The sequence below is a fragment of the Burkholderia sp. S-53 genome (assembly GCF_025560745.1).
Classification (GTDB): domain Bacteria; phylum Pseudomonadota; class Gammaproteobacteria; order Burkholderiales; family Burkholderiaceae; genus Burkholderia; species Burkholderia pyrrocinia.
In genome coordinates this window covers 1,727,682-1,743,238 of the sequence record NZ_CP090483.1, presented here as the reverse complement: position 1 = coordinate 1,743,238, position 15,557 = coordinate 1,727,682, and the positions used below count along the sequence as shown (strand labels likewise).

18 protein-coding genes and 1 tRNA gene are annotated in these 15,557 nt (G+C 66.7%); 8 read left to right on the top strand and 11 right to left on the bottom strand.

Features of this window, described 5'->3' with window-relative positions; genetic code table 11:
- Positions 1 to 80: 80 nt before the first annotated feature.
- From LXM88_RS13040 to ssuD, 4 genes are read right to left on the bottom strand one after another with little or no spacing between them, the layout of a single operon-like run.
- Positions 81 to 296, bottom strand: coding sequence for a TOBE domain-containing protein (locus LXM88_RS13040; protein WP_006400187.1), 216 nt, complete (start codon positions 294 to 296; stop codon positions 81 to 83).
- 56 nt (positions 297 to 352) lie between these two features.
- Positions 353 to 1,312, bottom strand: coding sequence for an ATP-binding cassette domain-containing protein (locus LXM88_RS13035; RefSeq protein ID WP_262542708.1), 960 nt, complete (start codon positions 1,310 to 1,312; stop codon positions 353 to 355).
- Positions 1,309 to 2,121, bottom strand: coding sequence for an aliphatic sulfonate ABC transporter permease SsuC (gene ssuC, locus LXM88_RS13030; protein WP_262542707.1), 813 nt, complete (start codon positions 2,119 to 2,121; stop codon positions 1,309 to 1,311). The genes LXM88_RS13035 and ssuC overlap by 4 nt, the downstream gene beginning before the upstream one ends.
- 17 nt (positions 2,122 to 2,138) lie before the next feature.
- Positions 2,139 to 3,296: an FMNH2-dependent alkanesulfonate monooxygenase gene (ssuD, locus tag LXM88_RS13025; RefSeq protein WP_262542706.1), complete on the bottom strand. Its 1,158-nt coding sequence runs from the start codon at positions 3,294 to 3,296 to the stop codon at positions 2,139 to 2,141.
- A gap of 341 nt (positions 3,297 to 3,637) precedes the next feature.
- Between ssuD and LXM88_RS13020 the strand changes: the two genes are divergently transcribed.
- Positions 3,638 to 4,066, top strand: coding sequence for a hypothetical protein (locus LXM88_RS13020; protein ID WP_262542705.1), 429 nt, complete (start codon positions 3,638 to 3,640; stop codon positions 4,064 to 4,066).
- Between the two features lie 122 nt (positions 4,067 to 4,188).
- On the opposite strand, the gene LXM88_RS13015 is transcribed toward LXM88_RS13020, so the two are convergent.
- From LXM88_RS13015 to LXM88_RS13005, 3 genes are read right to left on the bottom strand one after another with little or no spacing between them, the layout of a single operon-like run.
- Complete coding sequence (locus LXM88_RS13015) at positions 4,189 to 5,343, bottom strand: enoyl-CoA hydratase/isomerase family protein (protein WP_262542704.1); 1,155 nt, start codon at positions 5,341 to 5,343, stop codon at positions 4,189 to 4,191.
- A 31-nt stretch (positions 5,344 to 5,374) separates the two neighbouring features.
- A complete protein-coding gene (locus tag LXM88_RS13010) occupies positions 5,375 to 5,713 on the bottom strand; it encodes a DMT family transporter (RefSeq protein WP_011656759.1) in 339 nt (112 codons plus the stop codon).
- 3 nt (positions 5,714 to 5,716) lie between these two features.
- The gene (locus tag LXM88_RS13005) at positions 5,717 to 6,214 is read right to left on the bottom strand and encodes a heme-degrading domain-containing protein (RefSeq protein ID WP_262542703.1); all 498 of its coding nucleotides are present in this window, start codon (positions 6,212 to 6,214) and stop codon (positions 5,717 to 5,719) included.
- Between the two features lie 197 nt (positions 6,215 to 6,411).
- Here LXM88_RS13005 and LXM88_RS13000 point away from each other — a divergent pair.
- The 7 genes from LXM88_RS13000 (at position 6,412) to LXM88_RS12970 (ending at position 11,709) form a co-directional block, all read left to right on the top strand.
- Positions 6,412 to 6,488, top strand: a tRNA-Met gene (locus tag LXM88_RS13000).
- Between the two features lie 182 nt (positions 6,489 to 6,670).
- Complete coding sequence (locus LXM88_RS12995; protein ID WP_021161562.1) at positions 6,671 to 7,216, top strand: NUDIX hydrolase; 546 nt, start codon at positions 6,671 to 6,673, stop codon at positions 7,214 to 7,216.
- A gap of 10 nt (positions 7,217 to 7,226) precedes the next feature.
- On the top strand, positions 7,227 to 7,991 hold the full coding sequence (gene aat / locus LXM88_RS12990) for a leucyl/phenylalanyl-tRNA--protein transferase (protein WP_262542702.1): 765 nt from the start codon (positions 7,227 to 7,229) through the stop codon (positions 7,989 to 7,991).
- A 33-nt stretch (positions 7,992 to 8,024) separates the two neighbouring features.
- A complete protein-coding gene (locus LXM88_RS12985) occupies positions 8,025 to 8,858 on the top strand; it encodes an arginyltransferase (RefSeq protein ID WP_262542701.1) in 834 nt (277 codons plus the stop codon).
- Positions 8,859 to 8,956: 98 nt separating this feature from the next.
- Positions 8,957 to 9,994 carry a quinone-dependent dihydroorotate dehydrogenase gene (locus LXM88_RS12980; protein ID WP_262542700.1) on the top strand — a complete coding sequence of 346 codons (1,038 nt, stop codon included), beginning with the start codon at positions 8,957 to 8,959 and terminating at the stop codon, positions 9,992 to 9,994.
- 105 nt (positions 9,995 to 10,099) lie between these two features.
- Positions 10,100 to 10,894, top strand: a complete 795-nt coding sequence (locus LXM88_RS12975; RefSeq protein ID WP_262542699.1) for a cystine ABC transporter substrate-binding protein — start codon at positions 10,100 to 10,102, stop codon at positions 10,892 to 10,894.
- Between the two features lie 122 nt (positions 10,895 to 11,016).
- Positions 11,017 to 11,709, top strand: a complete 693-nt coding sequence (locus LXM88_RS12970) for an amino acid ABC transporter permease (RefSeq protein ID WP_047900564.1) — start codon at positions 11,017 to 11,019, stop codon at positions 11,707 to 11,709.
- A gap of 52 nt (positions 11,710 to 11,761) precedes the next feature.
- Here the strand turns inward: LXM88_RS12970 and LXM88_RS12965 are convergent, their stop codons facing one another.
- The 4 genes from LXM88_RS12965 to LXM88_RS12950 form a co-directional block, all read right to left on the bottom strand.
- Positions 11,762 to 12,748 (bottom strand): Gfo/Idh/MocA family protein, encoded by a 987-nt coding sequence (locus LXM88_RS12965; protein WP_262542697.1) that lies wholly within the window; start codon positions 12,746 to 12,748, stop codon positions 11,762 to 11,764.
- A 101-nt stretch (positions 12,749 to 12,849) separates the two neighbouring features.
- Positions 12,850 to 13,566, bottom strand: a complete 717-nt coding sequence (locus tag LXM88_RS12960) for a FadR/GntR family transcriptional regulator (protein ID WP_262542696.1) — start codon at positions 13,564 to 13,566, stop codon at positions 12,850 to 12,852.
- A gap of 290 nt (positions 13,567 to 13,856) precedes the next feature.
- A complete protein-coding gene (gene rpiA / locus LXM88_RS12955) occupies positions 13,857 to 14,552 on the bottom strand; it encodes a ribose-5-phosphate isomerase RpiA (RefSeq protein WP_262542695.1) in 696 nt (231 codons plus the stop codon).
- A gap of 91 nt (positions 14,553 to 14,643) precedes the next feature.
- Positions 14,644 to 15,516 carry an N-acetylmuramoyl-L-alanine amidase gene (locus tag LXM88_RS12950; RefSeq protein ID WP_262542693.1) on the bottom strand — a complete coding sequence of 291 codons (873 nt, stop codon included), beginning with the start codon at positions 15,514 to 15,516 and terminating at the stop codon, positions 14,644 to 14,646.
- Positions 15,517 to 15,557: the final 41 nt, after the last annotated feature.

The following is a 15,557-nucleotide window of genomic DNA, read 5'->3' as shown; positions in this document are numbered from 1 at the left end:
GCAAACGCGCTGCGGGAATGCCGGACGACGCCAACGGGCAGGCTGCCCGCCGGCGCCGTACCGGCTCAGGAAGCGCGCGGTCAGAGACGCGCGATCGATACTTCGGTCGACTTCACGAGCGCGACGACTTCCGCACCGACCTTCAGCTCGAGTTCGTCGACCGAGCGGGTCGTGATCACCGACGTGACGATGCCGAACGGCGTCTCGACGTCGACCTCGGACACCACCGGCCCGCGAATGATCTCCTTCACCTTGCCCTTGAACTGGTTACGCACGTTGATTGCAGTGATGCTCATCGGGTTGATCGCTCCGAAGAAAAAAGTCTCTGAACGGGCGGCCGGAGCCGCCCGGATTAAACGGCCCAGCGGATCTGCCCGACCGGTCGAACGTTGTCTGCCTGATGCACCTCGCCCTGTTCTGCCGTGCCTGGCCCGCCGGCGAGCACGCGCTTCAGCACGCGATCTTCCAGCGCCGCGAACGCCGCGGATGCGCGGGCACGCGGCCGGTCGAGCGGTACGGCTTGATCCAGCGCCACGCGCCCCTGCTCGATGAGCAGGATGCGGTCGCCGAGCGCGACAGCCTCCTGCACGTCGTGCGTGACGAGCAACGCGGTGAACCGATGCTCGCGCCACAGGCGCTCGATCAGCGCATGCATCTCGATGCGGGTCAGCGCGTCGAGCGCGCCGAGCGGCTCGTCGAGCAGCAGCAGTTGCGGCCGGTGCACGAGCGCGCGCGCCAATGACACACGCTGCCGCTGGCCGCCCGACAGTTGCGCGGGCCAGTCGTTCGCCCGTTCCAGCAGACCGACTTCGTCGAGCACCGCGCGTGCGTCGTCGCGCGCGCCGCGCCCGAGGCCGAGCATCACGTTCTGCAGCACGGTCTTCCACGGCAGCAGGCGTGCATCCTGGAACATGATCCGCGTATCGAGCGCGCCGCCGCCCTCGCCGCGCGTCACGAGCGCGCCGTTGCTCGGCTGCTCGAGTCCCGCGACAAGCCGCAGCAGCGTCGACTTGCCGCAACCGCTGCGGCCGACGATCGCGACGAAGCTGCCGCGCGCGATGCCGAGTTCGACGTTGTCGAGCACCGTGCGCGCGCCGAAGCGCTTGCTGACACCCGACAGCGTTACCGCATCGTCGGGTGCCGGGCTTCCCGCGCGCCGCCGCGCGAGCGGAACGACGGATGCGCTGCCGTCACGATCGAGAATCGCCGCGTCTCGCGCGTCGCCGTCCGCGACGCGCGCCTGCGCGAGCTCTGCCTCGAGGTCTGCGCCGGCGAGCGGGCCGTAGGCGGCCGCCGAAGTCGTCGCATTCATGCCTTTGCTCCTGATTGGTAAGCGGGGTGCCAGCGCAGCGTCACGCGCTCGAGCCATTTCGCCAGCACGTCGGCCAGCTTGCCGAGCACCGCGTACAGCAGGATGCCGACCACCACCACATCGGTTTGCAGGAATTCACGCGCGTTCATCGTCATGTAGCCGATGCCCGACTGCGCGGAGATCGTTTCCGCGACGATCAGCATCACCCACATCAGCCCGAGCGCGAAACGCACGCCGACGAGGATCGACGGCAACGCACCGGGGAGAATCACGTCGCGGTACAGCGCGAAGCCGCGCACGCCGTAACTCTTCGCCATCTCGATCAGGTTCGCGTCGACCGAGCGGATCCCGTGATACGTGTTGATATAGACCGGGAAGAACACGCCGAGCGCGACGAGGAACAGCTTCGCCTTCTCGTCGATGCCGAACCACAGGATCACGAGCGGAATCATCGCGAGCGCCGGGATGTTGCGGATCATCTGGATCGTCGAATCGAGCGCGACCTCGGCGGCCTTCGACAGGCCGGTCGCAAGCCCCAGTGCGAGACCGACGCCGCCACCGATTGCAAAACCGAACAGCGCTCGCCACGTGCTCACTTTCACGTTCGCCCACATTTCGCCCGACGTCACGAGCGACCACGCCGCTCGCACGACCGCAACCGGCTCGGGCAGTACGCGGGTCGACAGCCAGCCGGTGCGCGCGCCGACTTCCCACGCGACCAGCAGTGCAAGCGGCACGAGCCACGGCGCGACGCCGCGCCATGCGCGGGCGGCCACGGCGGCCCCCGTCGTCGACGTTTTCGTTGTCATGGCAGGCCTCCCTTCGCTCAGCTCTGACTTGCCTTCGGCAGATAGCTATTGCCGACGATCTCGCCGAACGGCCCCGACAGCGGGCCGGCCGGCCGCGCCGCGCCCTTGCCCTTGATCAGCGGGAACACGAGTTCGGCGAAGCGATACGACTCCTCGAGGTGCGGGTAGCCGGACAGGATGAACGTCTCGATGCCGAGATCCGCGTATTCACGCATGCGTTCGGCGACCTGCTCGGGATTGCCGACGAGCGCAGTGCCCGCGCCGCCGCGCACCAGACCGACGCCGGCCCACAAGTTCGGATACACCTCGAGCGCCTCGCGGCCGCCGCGCTTGCCGCCGTGCAGTGCAGCCATCCGGCGCTGGCCTTCGGAATCCATGTTCGCGAATGCCTTCTGCGCACGAGCGATCGTCTCGTCGTCGAGGCGGCTGATCAGGCGCTCGGCGTCACGCCATGCTTCGTCCTCGGTCTCGCGCACGATCACGTGCAATCGAATGCCGAATTTGATCTTGCGGCCGCGCGCCTGCGCGCGCGCACGGATGTCGGCGATCTTCTTCGCGACGGCCTCGGGCGGCTCGCCCCAGGTCAGATAGGTATCGATGTGATCGGCTGCGATCGCGTGCGCGGCCGGCGACGAGCCGCCGAACCACAGCGGCGGATGCGGGCGCTGCACCGGCGGATAAAGCGCCTTGCCGCCCTTCGACTGCAGATGCTTGCCGATGTAGTCGAAGCCGCCGTTGTCGTGCGACGCGGCAAGCAGCCCGCGCCAGATGTTCAGGAAGTCGTCGGTGATCTCGTAACGCGTATCGTGATCGGCGAACAGGCCGTCGCCTTCGAGTTCGGCCGCATCGCCGCCGGTCACGACGTTGATCAGCAGGCGGCCGCCCGACAGGCGGTCGAAGGTCGCGGCCATGCGCGCCGACAGCCCCGGCGACGCGATACCGGGACGGATTGCAACCAGGAACTTCAGGCGCTGCGTCGCCGGAATGAGGCTCGACGCAACGACCCACGCATCTTCGCAGGAACGGCCGGTCGGCAGCAGCACGCCTTCGTACCCTAGCGTGTCGGCCGCGACGGCGACCTGCTTGAAATAGTCGTAATCCGCGGCGCGCGCGCCTTCGGCCGTGCCGAGGTAGCGGCTGTCGCCATGCGTGGGGATAAACCAGAACACATTCATCTGCTGCTCCTGCTTGACTGTTCTTGCCGAAATTTGGAAAAAACCTCGCCCTGCTCGCGTCGCGGATGCGCGGCGCATGCATGGTGTGCGTTCGAATCGGGATGGTTCGCCGGTCACGCCGTGCGGCGGGCGAATACGCGACTGCACGGCTGTTTCTGGGAAATCAGTCTAGGGATCGGTGCAGGGCTTTGGAACGATTTTTTTGAGCTTAGGTTTTCCGCTTTCGTGATTAGCACGACGCTGGAGCGAATATCGCGGCGGCCGGGCCCTATAATGACGCACCAATCCGAATAACTCCGCGCATACGGCCCCGGCCGTGCGCGCCTGCGGTGCACTCATCGATGCAGAAAGTCATCCTGCCGTTCCTGTCCGGCTTCCTTGCCGCCCTGTTCTTCCGCGAGGCCACGCTCGCACTCCTTCACACGGCGGACCTGATCGCCGCGGCCGGCTTCTCCACGCAGCCGTTCGCGCCGCTCGGCATTCCTGAATTTGTCGCAAACGCGCTGATCAGCGCATGCTGCGCGATTCCGATGGCGTGGCTGCTGCGTGTGTCGCCGGAACGCGAGGCGTCGTGGATCGGCGCACTCATGTTCGGCGGCATCGTGCTGACGGCCGCGCGCGTGTTCGCGATCGATCCGCTGCGCGGCATCTGGCCGTCGGGCAACATGATGCCCGTGCTCGCGGCCGGCTTCGCGGCGAACGCGGTGTGGGGCTTCGGCGCACTCGTGTTCATGCGTGCGTTCATGTCGGACGACGCGCGCGACGAGTAACGCCGCCCCTGTCTGCGCGCCGTTCGAGCGCGGACCGGTCGTCTCCATCAACAAAAGGCCGCCTGCAGATGAACTGCAGGCGGCCTTTTCGTTTCCGTCTCGCGCCTGGGCGCCGACGAACGTCAGTCCTTCAGGTGCCGCAGCGGATGCGTGTCGGGCGTCCACGGGCTGTCGAACATCGCGAGCACGTCTGCCCGATCGATGTCGGCGGACGAATTGAAGCGCCAGTCCGGCTGGTGATCCTTGTCGACGATCAGTGCGCGCACGCCTTCGATCACGTCGCCGTGCGCGAACGCCGAGCGCGTGAGATCGAGATCGCGCCGCAGGCAATCGGCCATCGTCGCGTCGCGTGCGCGTTCGACGACTTCGAGCGACACGGCCATCGACAGCGGCGACAGTTGGTCGCGCATCGCGTGGGTCGCCTTCTCGACCCACCCGTCGACGGCCGCGCAATCCGGCTCGGCATCGAGCGATGCGAGGATCGCGTTGATGTCGGGCTGCGCGAAATGGCGGTCGATCCCGGCGCGCGCATCGGCCAGCGCCGACGTGTCCGGAGTCGGCACGACCTTGTGCGCGGCAGCCGCGTCGGCCACGCAGGCGACGGCCTGCGCACCGCTGTCGATGCGCGCGTGGCGCAATGTGTCGAGCAGCGCCGGCAGCGCGGCATCGGGCAGATAGACGTCGGCGAGCTGTGCGTACAGCGCACCGGCCGCGTCGAGCGTCGCGCCCGTCACCGCGAGGTAACGGCCGATCGCACCGGGCGTGCGCGCGAGAAACCAGCTCATCCCGACGTCCGGGAACAGGCCGATGCGCGTTTCCGGCATCGCCATCTTCGTCGAGTCGGTCACGACGCGCAGGCCGCCCGTATGCCGCGCCGCCTGTGAAATACCCATGCCGCCGCCCATCACGACGCCGTGCATCAGCGCGATATAGGGCTTCGGATACGTGAAGATCGCATGGTTCAGCGTGTATTCGTCGATGAAGAACGTGTCGACCGCGTCGCGGTCGCCGCGCTGCCACGCCTCGTGGAAGAAGCGCACGTCGCCGCCCGCGCAGAAGGCGCGCGGGTGCGGACTGTGCACGACGACCGCAACGACCTCCGGATCGTCGCGCCACGCGTCGAGCGCCTGCTGCATCAGCCGGATCATGCCGACCGACAGCGCATTCAGCGCCTTCGGCCGGTTCAGTTCGAGAAAGCCGATGCGGTTCGCGACGTAGGCGCGGACGTCGGGCTGGGCGGATTCGGCGGAGACGGCAGCGGAAGTGGAATCGGTCATGAGGGCCATCCGGCAAATGGCAGTCGCACGTTCAGTGCGCCTGCATCTTCGAGAACAGGTTCAGCACCACGACGCCCGCGACGATCAGCCCGAGGCCGATCACCGCCGGCACATCCGGCACCTGACGATAGAGCAGCATCGCGACGAGCGTGATCAGGACAATGCCGGCACCCGACCAGACGGCATAGATGATGCCGACGGGCATCGTGCGCAGCGTCAGCGACAGGCAGTAGAACGCGATGCCGTAACCGGCGACGACGAGCGCCGACGGCCAGAAGCGCGTGAAGCCGTCCGCCGCGCGCAGCGCGGACGTGCCGACAACTTCCGCGACGATCGCGATCGCGAGCCATGCGTATCCGGGAAGCTGCATCGCTCAGCTCCTCGCGAGGGCCAGCACGGCGTAGTCGTGGCCGAGCTCCGCACACAGCACCTCGACGACGAATTCGTGGTCCGCGCGCTGCGGCAGCCCCGACGCGGTGATCGAGCCGATCACGCCGGCGCCCGCGACGGTCAGCGGAAACGAACCGCCATGCGGCGAATATTCGGCGATCGGCAACCCGTGCTTGTCCGCCAGCGTGGCGCCGGCCTGCTGCATGCGCAGGCCGATCGCATACGAGCTGCGCCGGAAATGCGCGACGACGTTGCGCTTGCGGCGGACCCAGTCGGCATTGTCGGGTGTCGCACCGGCGAGTGCCGCGTAGAACAGCGGCTGGCCGAACGTGACGATGTCGATTGCGATCGCATGGCCGCGCGCCGTCGCGAGCGCATGCATCCGGTTGCCGAGCGCCCACGCACGGGCCGGGTCGAAATGGGGAAACACGAGCGCCTGTTCCTGCGCGCCGATCGATTGAAGATCGTGAGCGATGTCCATGAATCCGTCGATGCAATAAGGTGAGTCGCAACGGTGCCGATGCGATCGCGCGCCGCGCCGCTGCGGAAGAGACGAAACAAACCGCTCGATTCTAGCGCACGCGCCCACCGTGCCGTCCCCACCAGACGCGACACGCGATTGTCAGAAAGTGCTTGCACGCGTCAGGGGAACTCCTTATAATTCATTTCTTCGACGGACGCGGGGTGGAGCAGTCTGGCAGCTCGTCGGGCTCATAACCCGAAGGTCGTAGGTTCAAATCCTACCCCCGCAACCAACCCGTCCAGATTCATGCGAAAAGCCCGGCCTCGTGCCGGGCTTTTTGTTTTTCCGCACCCGATCCCGCCGCCTCTTCGCGCGCGCCCTCCGCTTCGCGCGGCACGCCGCCCGCACGCGCAGGCGTTCAAGAATGCCGCGCCCCGGTGATACACTCGCATCACCTCGTCCCTTCCACTCGACATGAAATTCTGCTCCGTCTGCGGTCACGAAGTCATCGCGCGCATTCCTCCCGGCGACAACCGCGAGCGATTCGTCTGCGATCACTGCGGCACGATCCATTACCAGAATCCGCGCAACGTCGTCGGCACGGTCCCGGTCTGGGGCGATCAGATCCTGCTGTGCCGCCGCGCGATCGAACCGCGCTACGGGTTCTGGACGCTGCCCGCGGGCTTCATGGAAATGGGCGAGACGACGGCCGAAGCCGCCGCGCGCGAAACGCTCGAGGAAGCCGGCGCGCGCGTCGAGGTGCAGAACCTGTTCACGCTGCTCAACGTGCCGCACGTGCACCAGGTTCACCTGTTCTACCTCGCGCGGCTCACCGATCCGGGTTTCGAAGCCGGCGAGGAAAGCCTCGAAGTGAAGCTGTTCGACGAAGCCGATATCCCGTGGGACGAAATCGCGTTCCCGACCGTCAGCCAGACCCTGCGATTCTTCTTCGCCGATCGCGCCGCGGGCGACTACGGCGTGCACACCGGCGATATCTTCCGCTCGCTGCGCAACGGCTGAGCCCGCCCCCATGGTCCCCTGGCTCGGCCCGGACGATCCGTTTCCGCCCATCGAACGCGCGCTCGGTCCCGCGACCGGCGCGCCCGGGCTGCTCGCCGCGAGCGCCGACCTGCTGCCGTCGCGCCTCATCGACGCGTACCTGCGCGGCATCTTCCCGTGGTACTCGGACGGCCAGCCGGTGCTGTGGTGGAGCCCCGACCCGCGCATGATCCTCGTGCCGGCCGAATTCAAGGTGTCGCCGTCGCTGCGCAAGACGCTGAAACGCGTGCTGCGCGACGCTGCATGGGAAGTGCGAGTCGATCACGACTTCCCGGGCGTGATGCGCGCCTGCGCGCAGGCGCCGCGCCGCGGGCAGCGCGGCACGTGGATCACGGCCGAGATCATCGACGCCTATACCACGCTGTACCGCTCCGGCAACGCGCACAGCATCGAGACGTGGCACGACGGGCGCCGTGTCGGCGGCCTGTACGGCGTGTCGTTCGGGCGGATGTTTTTCGGCGAGTCGATGTATGCGGATGCCACCGACGCATCGAAAATCGCGCTGGCCACGCTCGTCGCCCACCTTCGCGACCAGGGGCTGGAGATGATAGACTGCCAGCAGAATACGTCGCATCTAGCGTCGCTCGGCGGCCGCGAGATCGCACGCAAGGCGTTTGTCGCTCACGTGCGCAGCGCGGTAGCCGAACCGCCGATTCCGTGGCAGTTCGACAAGCGCGTGCTCGCCGCGCTGACGGGCCCCGCCGAAACGGCGGCGCCCTCCGGGATCGAGCGCTAGCGCGGCACTCCTTCCCTGCATCGAGAGCTGCCCATGACTCACCCGACTGAGCTGCCGCTTTCACCGCTTTCGGCGCTGCAATTCTATGCAACGGCGCCCTATCCGTGCAGCTATCTGGACGGCCGTATCGCGCGCTCGCAAGTCGCGACACCGAGCCACCTGATCAACTCCGACATCTACACCGAACTCGTGAAGGCCGGCTTCCGCCGCTCGGGCGTCTTCACGTATCGCCCGTACTGCGACGGCTGCCGCGCCTGCGTGCCGGTGCGCGTGCCTATCGACGCGTTCGTGCCGTCGCGTACGCAGCGCAGGATGTGGAAGCGGCACCGCGCGCTCATCGCGACGGTCTCGCCGCTGCACTACGACGAAGAACACTACGCGCTTTACATGCGCTACCAGTCCGCACGCCACGCGGGCGGCGGAATGGATCGCGACAGCCGCGACCAGTACGAGCAGTTCCTGCTGCAGAGCCGGATCAACTCGCGCCTCGTCGAATTCCGCGATCTCGACGCGCCGGGCGGCGAGCCCGGCAAGCTGCGCATGGTCAGCATGATCGACATCCTCGGCGACGGACTGTCGTCGGTCTATACGTTCTTCGAGCCCGACGATCGGCACACGAGCTACGGCACCTACAACATCCTGTGGCAGATCGAGCAGGCGAAGAGCCTCGGGCTGCCCTACGTGTACCTCGGCTACTGGATCCGCGAGAGCCCGAAGATGGCGTACAAGGCGAACTTCCATCCGCTCGAGGGCTTGATCGACGGGCGCTGGAAGATACTCGATCCGGATCGGATCGACCTGCCTCCCGTCGATGCGGCGCTGGCCCCGCGCGCGCCGTTGCCGGGCGGGCATTCCGGCTCGGGCTGACGTGGGCTGCGGAGGTTACGAAGCGAAGCACGCCCCTGCCGCGCAACTCCCGGTAAAATAACGGGTTGTCATTCATTCCGGCTGTCCGCCCAATTCCCGTGTTCAGTTCCCTTTATCCGCTGGCCCGCGCATCCCTGTTCAAGATGGATGCGGAAGACGCTCACCACCTCACGCTGCGCGCGCTCGGCGCGGCCGGCCGCACCGGCCTCGCCTGCGCGCTGTCGGCCCGCGTGCCCGACGCGCCGCGCACCGTGATGGGGCTCACGTTCCGCAACCCGGTCGGCCTCGCGGCCGGCCTCGACAAGGACGGCGCGGCCATCGACGGCCTCGCGGCGCTCGGCTTCGGCTTCATCGAAGTCGGCACGGTCACGCCGCGGGCGCAGCCCGGCAACCCGCGCCCGCGGATGTTCCGCCTGCCGCAGGCCGAGGCGCTGATCAACCGGATGGGCTTCAACAACCACGGCGTCGACCAGTTCGTGAAGAACGTCCAGGCCGCCCGCTATCGCGGCATCCTCGGCCTGAACATCGGCAAGAACGCCGATACGCCGATCGAGCGCGCCGCCGAGGATTACCTGTACTGCCTCGAGCGCGTGTACCCGTTCGCGAGCTACGTGACGATCAACATCTCGTCGCCGAACACGAAGAACCTGCGCCAACTGCAGGGTGCGGGCGAACTCGACGCACTGCTCGCCGCGCTGAAGGACAAGCAGCAGCGTCTCGCCGACCTGCACGGCAAGCTCGTGCCGCTCGCGCTGAAGATCGCGCCCGATCTCGACGACGAGCAGGTCAAGGAAATCGGCGACACGCTGCTGCGCCACAAGATCGAAGCGGTGATCGCCACCAACACGACGCTGTCGCGCGCGGCCGTCCAGGGCCTGCCGCATGCGGACGAAGCCGGCGGCCTGTCGGGCCGCCCGGTGTTCGACGCATCGAACGAAGTGATCCGCAAGCTGCACGCCGAAGTCGGCAGCGCAGTGCCGATCATCGGCGTCGGCGGCATTTTCTCGGGCGAGGACGCCCGCGCGAAGCTCGCGGCCGGTGCGTCGCTGGTCCAGCTTTACACGGGCTTCATCTACCGCGGCCCCGCGCTCGTGTCGGAATGCGTGAAGGCGATCGCCCGCGAGCGCACCGCATAAGTAATATAGAAATAAACAAACGATATTTATCGATCGATTGCATTTTTGCTATCATCGGTCGCACTATCAGAACAGAAGCCCCGCCGGGGCAAGGAAGCTCACACGATGAAATTTTCGCTGCTGAAGAAGCTGCTGGTTGCCGGCCTGATCGGCACGTCGTTCGCCGCCGCCACCGCGCATGCGGCCGACCTCCTCGACCAGGTGAAGCAACGCGGCACGCTGCGGGTCGGTCTCGAAGGTACGTTCCCGCCGTTCAACTCGAAGAACCCGCAAGGCGAGCTCGTCGGCTTCGACGTCGACATCGCGAAGGCCGTCGCCGCGAAGCTCGGCGTGAAAGCCGAGTTCGTGACGACCGAATGGAGCGGCATCATCGCGGGCCTGCAGGCCGGCAAGTTCGACGTGATCGCCAACCAGGTCGGCATCACCGACAAGCGCAAGGAGACGCTCGACTTCTCGCCGGCGTACACGTACTCGTCCGCGCAACTGATCCAGCGCAAGGACGACTCGCGTGACTTCAAGTCGCTGGAAGACCTGAAGGGCAAGAAGCTCGGCGTCGCGCTCGGTACGAACTACATGGACATGGCGAAGTCGGTGCCCGGCGTCGACGTGAAGACGTACCCGGGTGCGCCCGAGTACCTGCGCGATCTCGCGGCCGGCCGTCTCGACGCAGCGCTCAATGACCGCCTGATGCTCGCGTACCTGACGAAGAATTCGCAGCTGCCGCTGCGCCCGGGCGCGAACGTCGGCTCGGCGAATCCGTCGGGCATCCCGTTCAAGAAGGGCAACCCGAAGTTCCAGAAGGCGATCGACGACGCGATGGCGCAACTCGCGGCCGACGGCACGTTCACGAAGATCTCGGACAAGTGGTTCGGCATCGACGTGACGAAACCGATCAAGTAAGCACGCCTGCATTTCCCGCCTGATGGCGGGCCGGACGGGGCGGCATCCGCAACGATGCCGCCCTTTGTTTTATTCGTCCGGTTTATGATTGCGCTTTCGCGCACGCATCCGATTCGTATTCCATGTCGACAACGTCCCTGCTCGTCCAATCGCTGCCGGTGCTCGCCCAGGGCGCCGTACTGACCGTCAAGTTCGCCGTGCTGTCGATGGTGTTCGGCCTGCTCGGCGCCGTCGTGCTCGCGATGATGGGCATCCGGCAAAGCGAACCGCTCGACGGCTTCGAACGCATCTGGGTCAACGCGCTCGCGGGGCTCGCGCGCGCGTACGTGAGCCTGATGCGCGGCACGCCGCTGCTCGTGCAGATCTTCGTCATCTACTACGGGCTGCCGAGCCTCGGCATCTCGCTCGACCCGACGCCGGCCGGCGTCATCGCGCTGTCCGCGAACGTCGCGGCTTACATGTCCGAAAGCATGCGCGGCGCGATCAACGGCATTCACCGCGGCCAATGGCTCGCGTCATACAGCCTGGGGCTGTCGTGGGGGCAAACGCTGCGCTACGTGATCGGCCCGCAGGCGCTGCGCATCGCGGTGCCGAGCCTGTCGAACAGCCTGATCAGCCTGATCAAGGACACGTCGCTCGTGTCCGTGATCACCGTGACCGAACTGCTGCGCAGCGCGCAGGAAGTGATTGCGGCGACCTACCAGCCGCTGCCGCTCTATCTCGCCGCCGCGGCCGTGTACTGGATCCTGTGCCAGATCCTCGAATGGGCGCAGCGCTGGTACGAAAAGCGCCTGTCGCTGCCGTCGCGTCACTGAGCACACGCCGTCCGCCGGGCCGCGCACGCGGGCCCGGCGTCGTCCTGCCCGCCTACTCGCCCGAATAGCGCACGCCGAGCGCGGCACGCGCGGCATCGGTCATCGCGATCATCTGGCGCGAATGGTCGTGCGTCATGATCGGGCTTTCGGTTTCGCCCGCGCGCAGCAGGTCGCAGAAATGCGCGGTCTCGTAGTTCAGCCCGCCGCCGTCGACCGGCGCGTCGAGTTCGACGGTGCGACCGTCCGCATAGCGGATCGTCGCGCGCGACGGGTTCCACCACTTTTCGTGGATCGTCACGTGTCCGCCGGCCGCGGCGATCAGCGCGTCGCCGCGCCCCATCACGTCGAGCCCGCAAAAGAGCTGCGCGATCCCGCCGTTCGCATGCAGGCTGTTCAGGCTCGCGAACATGTCGACGCCCGTCGCGCCGACGCGGCCGAGCGTCTGCACGTCGCGCGCCGCGCCGAGCCAGTCGACCGCGAGAAACGCCTCGTAGATCCCGATATCGAGCAGCGCGCCGCCCGCGTGATCGAGGCGATAGACGGAATGGTCGCCGGGTACCGACGACGATGCGCACCCCGCGCGCACGAGCCGGATCTCGCCGATCGGATCGTCACGCAAATGCGCGCGCAACTGGCGATACAACGGAAAGAACGGCGGCTTCATCGCTTCCATGAAGAGCAGTCCTGCGTCGCGTGCCGCACGCAGCACGGTGTCGAGTTGCGCCGCGTTCAGCGTCGCGGGTTTTTCGCACAGGACGGCCTTGCCGGCGGCAAGCGCGGCCAGTGCGTACCGCGCGTGACTGTCATGGAGCGTCGCGATGTAGATCGCGTCGAGATCGCTCGCGAGGAGCGCTTCGAGGCTCGCGGCAGGCGTGCCGCCGCATGTCTCGCAAAAGGCTGCCGCTGCGTCGGCGCGGCGGGCCCAGGCGCCGGCGAGCGTGGCGCCCGGCACGTGTGCGAGGCTTTGCGCGAAGCGGCGCGCAATGCTGCCTGCACCGACGATGCCGAAGCGCACCGGGCGATGGTCGTTGTCGTTCATCCTGATCTTCCGTGTCGGTCGTATGACGGTGGCCGGCACGCTGCCGACCGGCCGTCATGATAAACGGCTCGCCGGCACACGGATGAGCGACGCGAACAGCGTCAGGCGCGCACGGGCACGTCGACCGAGAAATCGCGCGATATCTCGTCGGCGCTGAAATCGATCAGCGCGAGCGAGGCCGCTTCGGCTTCGCGCGGATCGCGCCGCTCGATCGCATCGACGACACGCGCATGCGCCTTCACCACGATCTCGTGCGCCCCCTCCTTCTTCACGACGCGCGGATTCACGAGACGCACCGCCCCGCGCACGATCGCCGCCATCTGCTGGAAGAACTGGTTGCCGCTCGCCTGCACGATCCGCGTGTGCAACAGTTCGTCCGCCGTGTCGTAGCCGGGGTCGCCCGGCTGCAGCACCTTGAACGCATCGAACGCTTCGCGGATGCCCGCGATGTCGGCTGCCGTCGCACGCACCGACGCCTGCGCGGTCGCGCGCGGTTCGATCAGCATCCGGAATTCGATGACGTCGCGCATGAACTGCGGATCGGGTTTTGCCCGAAACCGCCAGCTCACGACGTCTTCGTCGATCATGCGCCAGTCGCGCATCGGCCGCACGCGCGTGCCGACTTTCGGCCGCACGTCCAGCATGTCGCGCGCAAGCAACATCGACAACGCTTCCCGCATCACAGTGCGGCTCACGTCGAACTCTTTCGACAGCACGTCCTGCGGCGGCAAGATGCCGCCGTACTTGTCTTCGACGATACCCGAGACAAGCCCATCCATCACTTTGGCGACCAGTGACCGGTCTTTGCCCTGCTCCATGACACCTCCCCGTGCGTCGATTTGCGAACACCTGCTCCGCAGTTCCGCCGGCCCTGGTTACGACTGTTCTTATGATCTATAAGTTGATGAGTTCGGGGATATTTCGCTATCTGGTAAACACCTGACAGGGTTATCCCTCTTCTTGGCGGGGTCATTTATAAGGCTACAAAAAAGGCCCGGAAAGCGCGCTGCGCCTGCCGGGCCGTGAATTCCACAAGATTTAACCATGCAGTCCATTACGGTCGACATACCGTCGACTTCGTGCCGCTACGGACTGCTTTTCATTTCTTTCAATTAGCCGAATAAACGATCGTTTCAACGCCGTTTTCCGTGCCGAGCAAGCACAGATTCGCGCCGCGCTCGGCAAACAGGCCCACCGTCACGACACCCGGCCATGCATTCACCTGCGCTTCGAAGCCGCGCGGATCGGCGATCTGCAGCCCCTTCACGTCGATGATCTCGTTGCCGTTGTCGGTGATGGTCGGTGCGCCGTCCTTCGTCACGCGCAGCACGGGCACGCCGCCGAGCGCGGTCACGCGCCGGCCGATCGCCGTGCGCGCCATCGGCACGACCTCGATGGGCAGCGGGAATGCGCCGAGCACCGGCACGCGCTTGCTGGCATCGGCGATGCAGACGAACGTGTCGGCCACCGACGCGACGATCTTCTCGCGCGTCAGCGCGCCGCCGCCGCCCTTGATCATCGCGCCGCTCGCGTCGATCTCGTCTGCGCCGTCGACGTACACCTGCAGCGAGTCGACCTCGTTCAGGTCGAACACCTTGATGCCGTGCGATTTCAGGCGTTCGGTCGTGGCGACGGAGCTCGACACGGCGCCGCGATAGCGCGACTTGACGACGGCGAGCGCGTCGATGAAGCAGTTGGCGGTCGAGCCGGTGCCGACGCCGATCACGGCGCCTTCCGGCACGTTCTGGATCACATAATCGGCGGCGGCCTGGCCGACGAGGCGTTTGAGTTCGTCTTGAGTCATGGCGTAGTAATGCTGCGGGATTGCGGAAAACCGCCAGTTTACCGGACTCGGATGACGGCCCGCGTTTTTCGGCGCGCGGTGCGCCGTGCGTTCAGGGCGCGCCCGCTGCGGGCGCGTTGTCCGGCGGTTGCGTGCCGGGGAAGTATTTGTCGAGCAACGCCTGCGCGATCGCGTCGCTTTCGGCGTCCGGATTGCCCGCATAGTCGGACGGGCGGAAATGCATCTGGAACGCTGCGAATACGCGCCGCGTGCGTGCGTCGAGCACGCCGTCGGTCGGCACTTCGTAACCGTAGCGCGCGAGCTTGAGCTGCAGTTCGCGCACGTCGACCAGTGCGTGCGGATCGCGGCCGCCGAGCCGTGCGACCACGGTCGCATCGTCCGGCCATGCGCCGACACCGGCCAGTGCGAGCGCGTGCCACGGGAACAGCGGACCCGGATCGATCTTGCGTTGCGGCGCGATGTCGCTGTGCCCGACCACGCGCGTCGGCGGAATCGCGTAGCGCGCGACGATGTCCTTCGACAGGCGAATCAGCGCATCGACCTGTTCGGGCGGATACGGCTGCCAGGTGCGATTCTGCGGATCGAGCGGGCCACGGTTCACGTTCTCGATGCCGATCGACGCCGCGTTCAGCTCGGTCGCGCCCTGCCACTCGCTGACGCCCGCGTGCCATGCGCGCTCCGATTCCGGAACGAGCTGGTAGACGACGAGCATCCCGTGCTCGATGCGCGGTTGCGGCGGCACGACGTAATGCACGCTGACCGAATCGCCTGTCAGCGTGCGCAGCGACTTCGCTTCGTCGCTTTCGGTGTAATGCATCACGAGAAAGCGGATCCGCGCATCGGCACCGCGTGCGTGCAGGCTCGTGTCGGCGTAGTAGGTGCTGCGTTCGACGAGCGACTGCGCCGTGCAGGCAGCCAGCAGGCATAGCACGGCGCATGATGCGCCGAGGCGAAACGGGATCATCGGTCGCGAGTTCCGGAGAACCGCGTGCCGCATCGCATCGC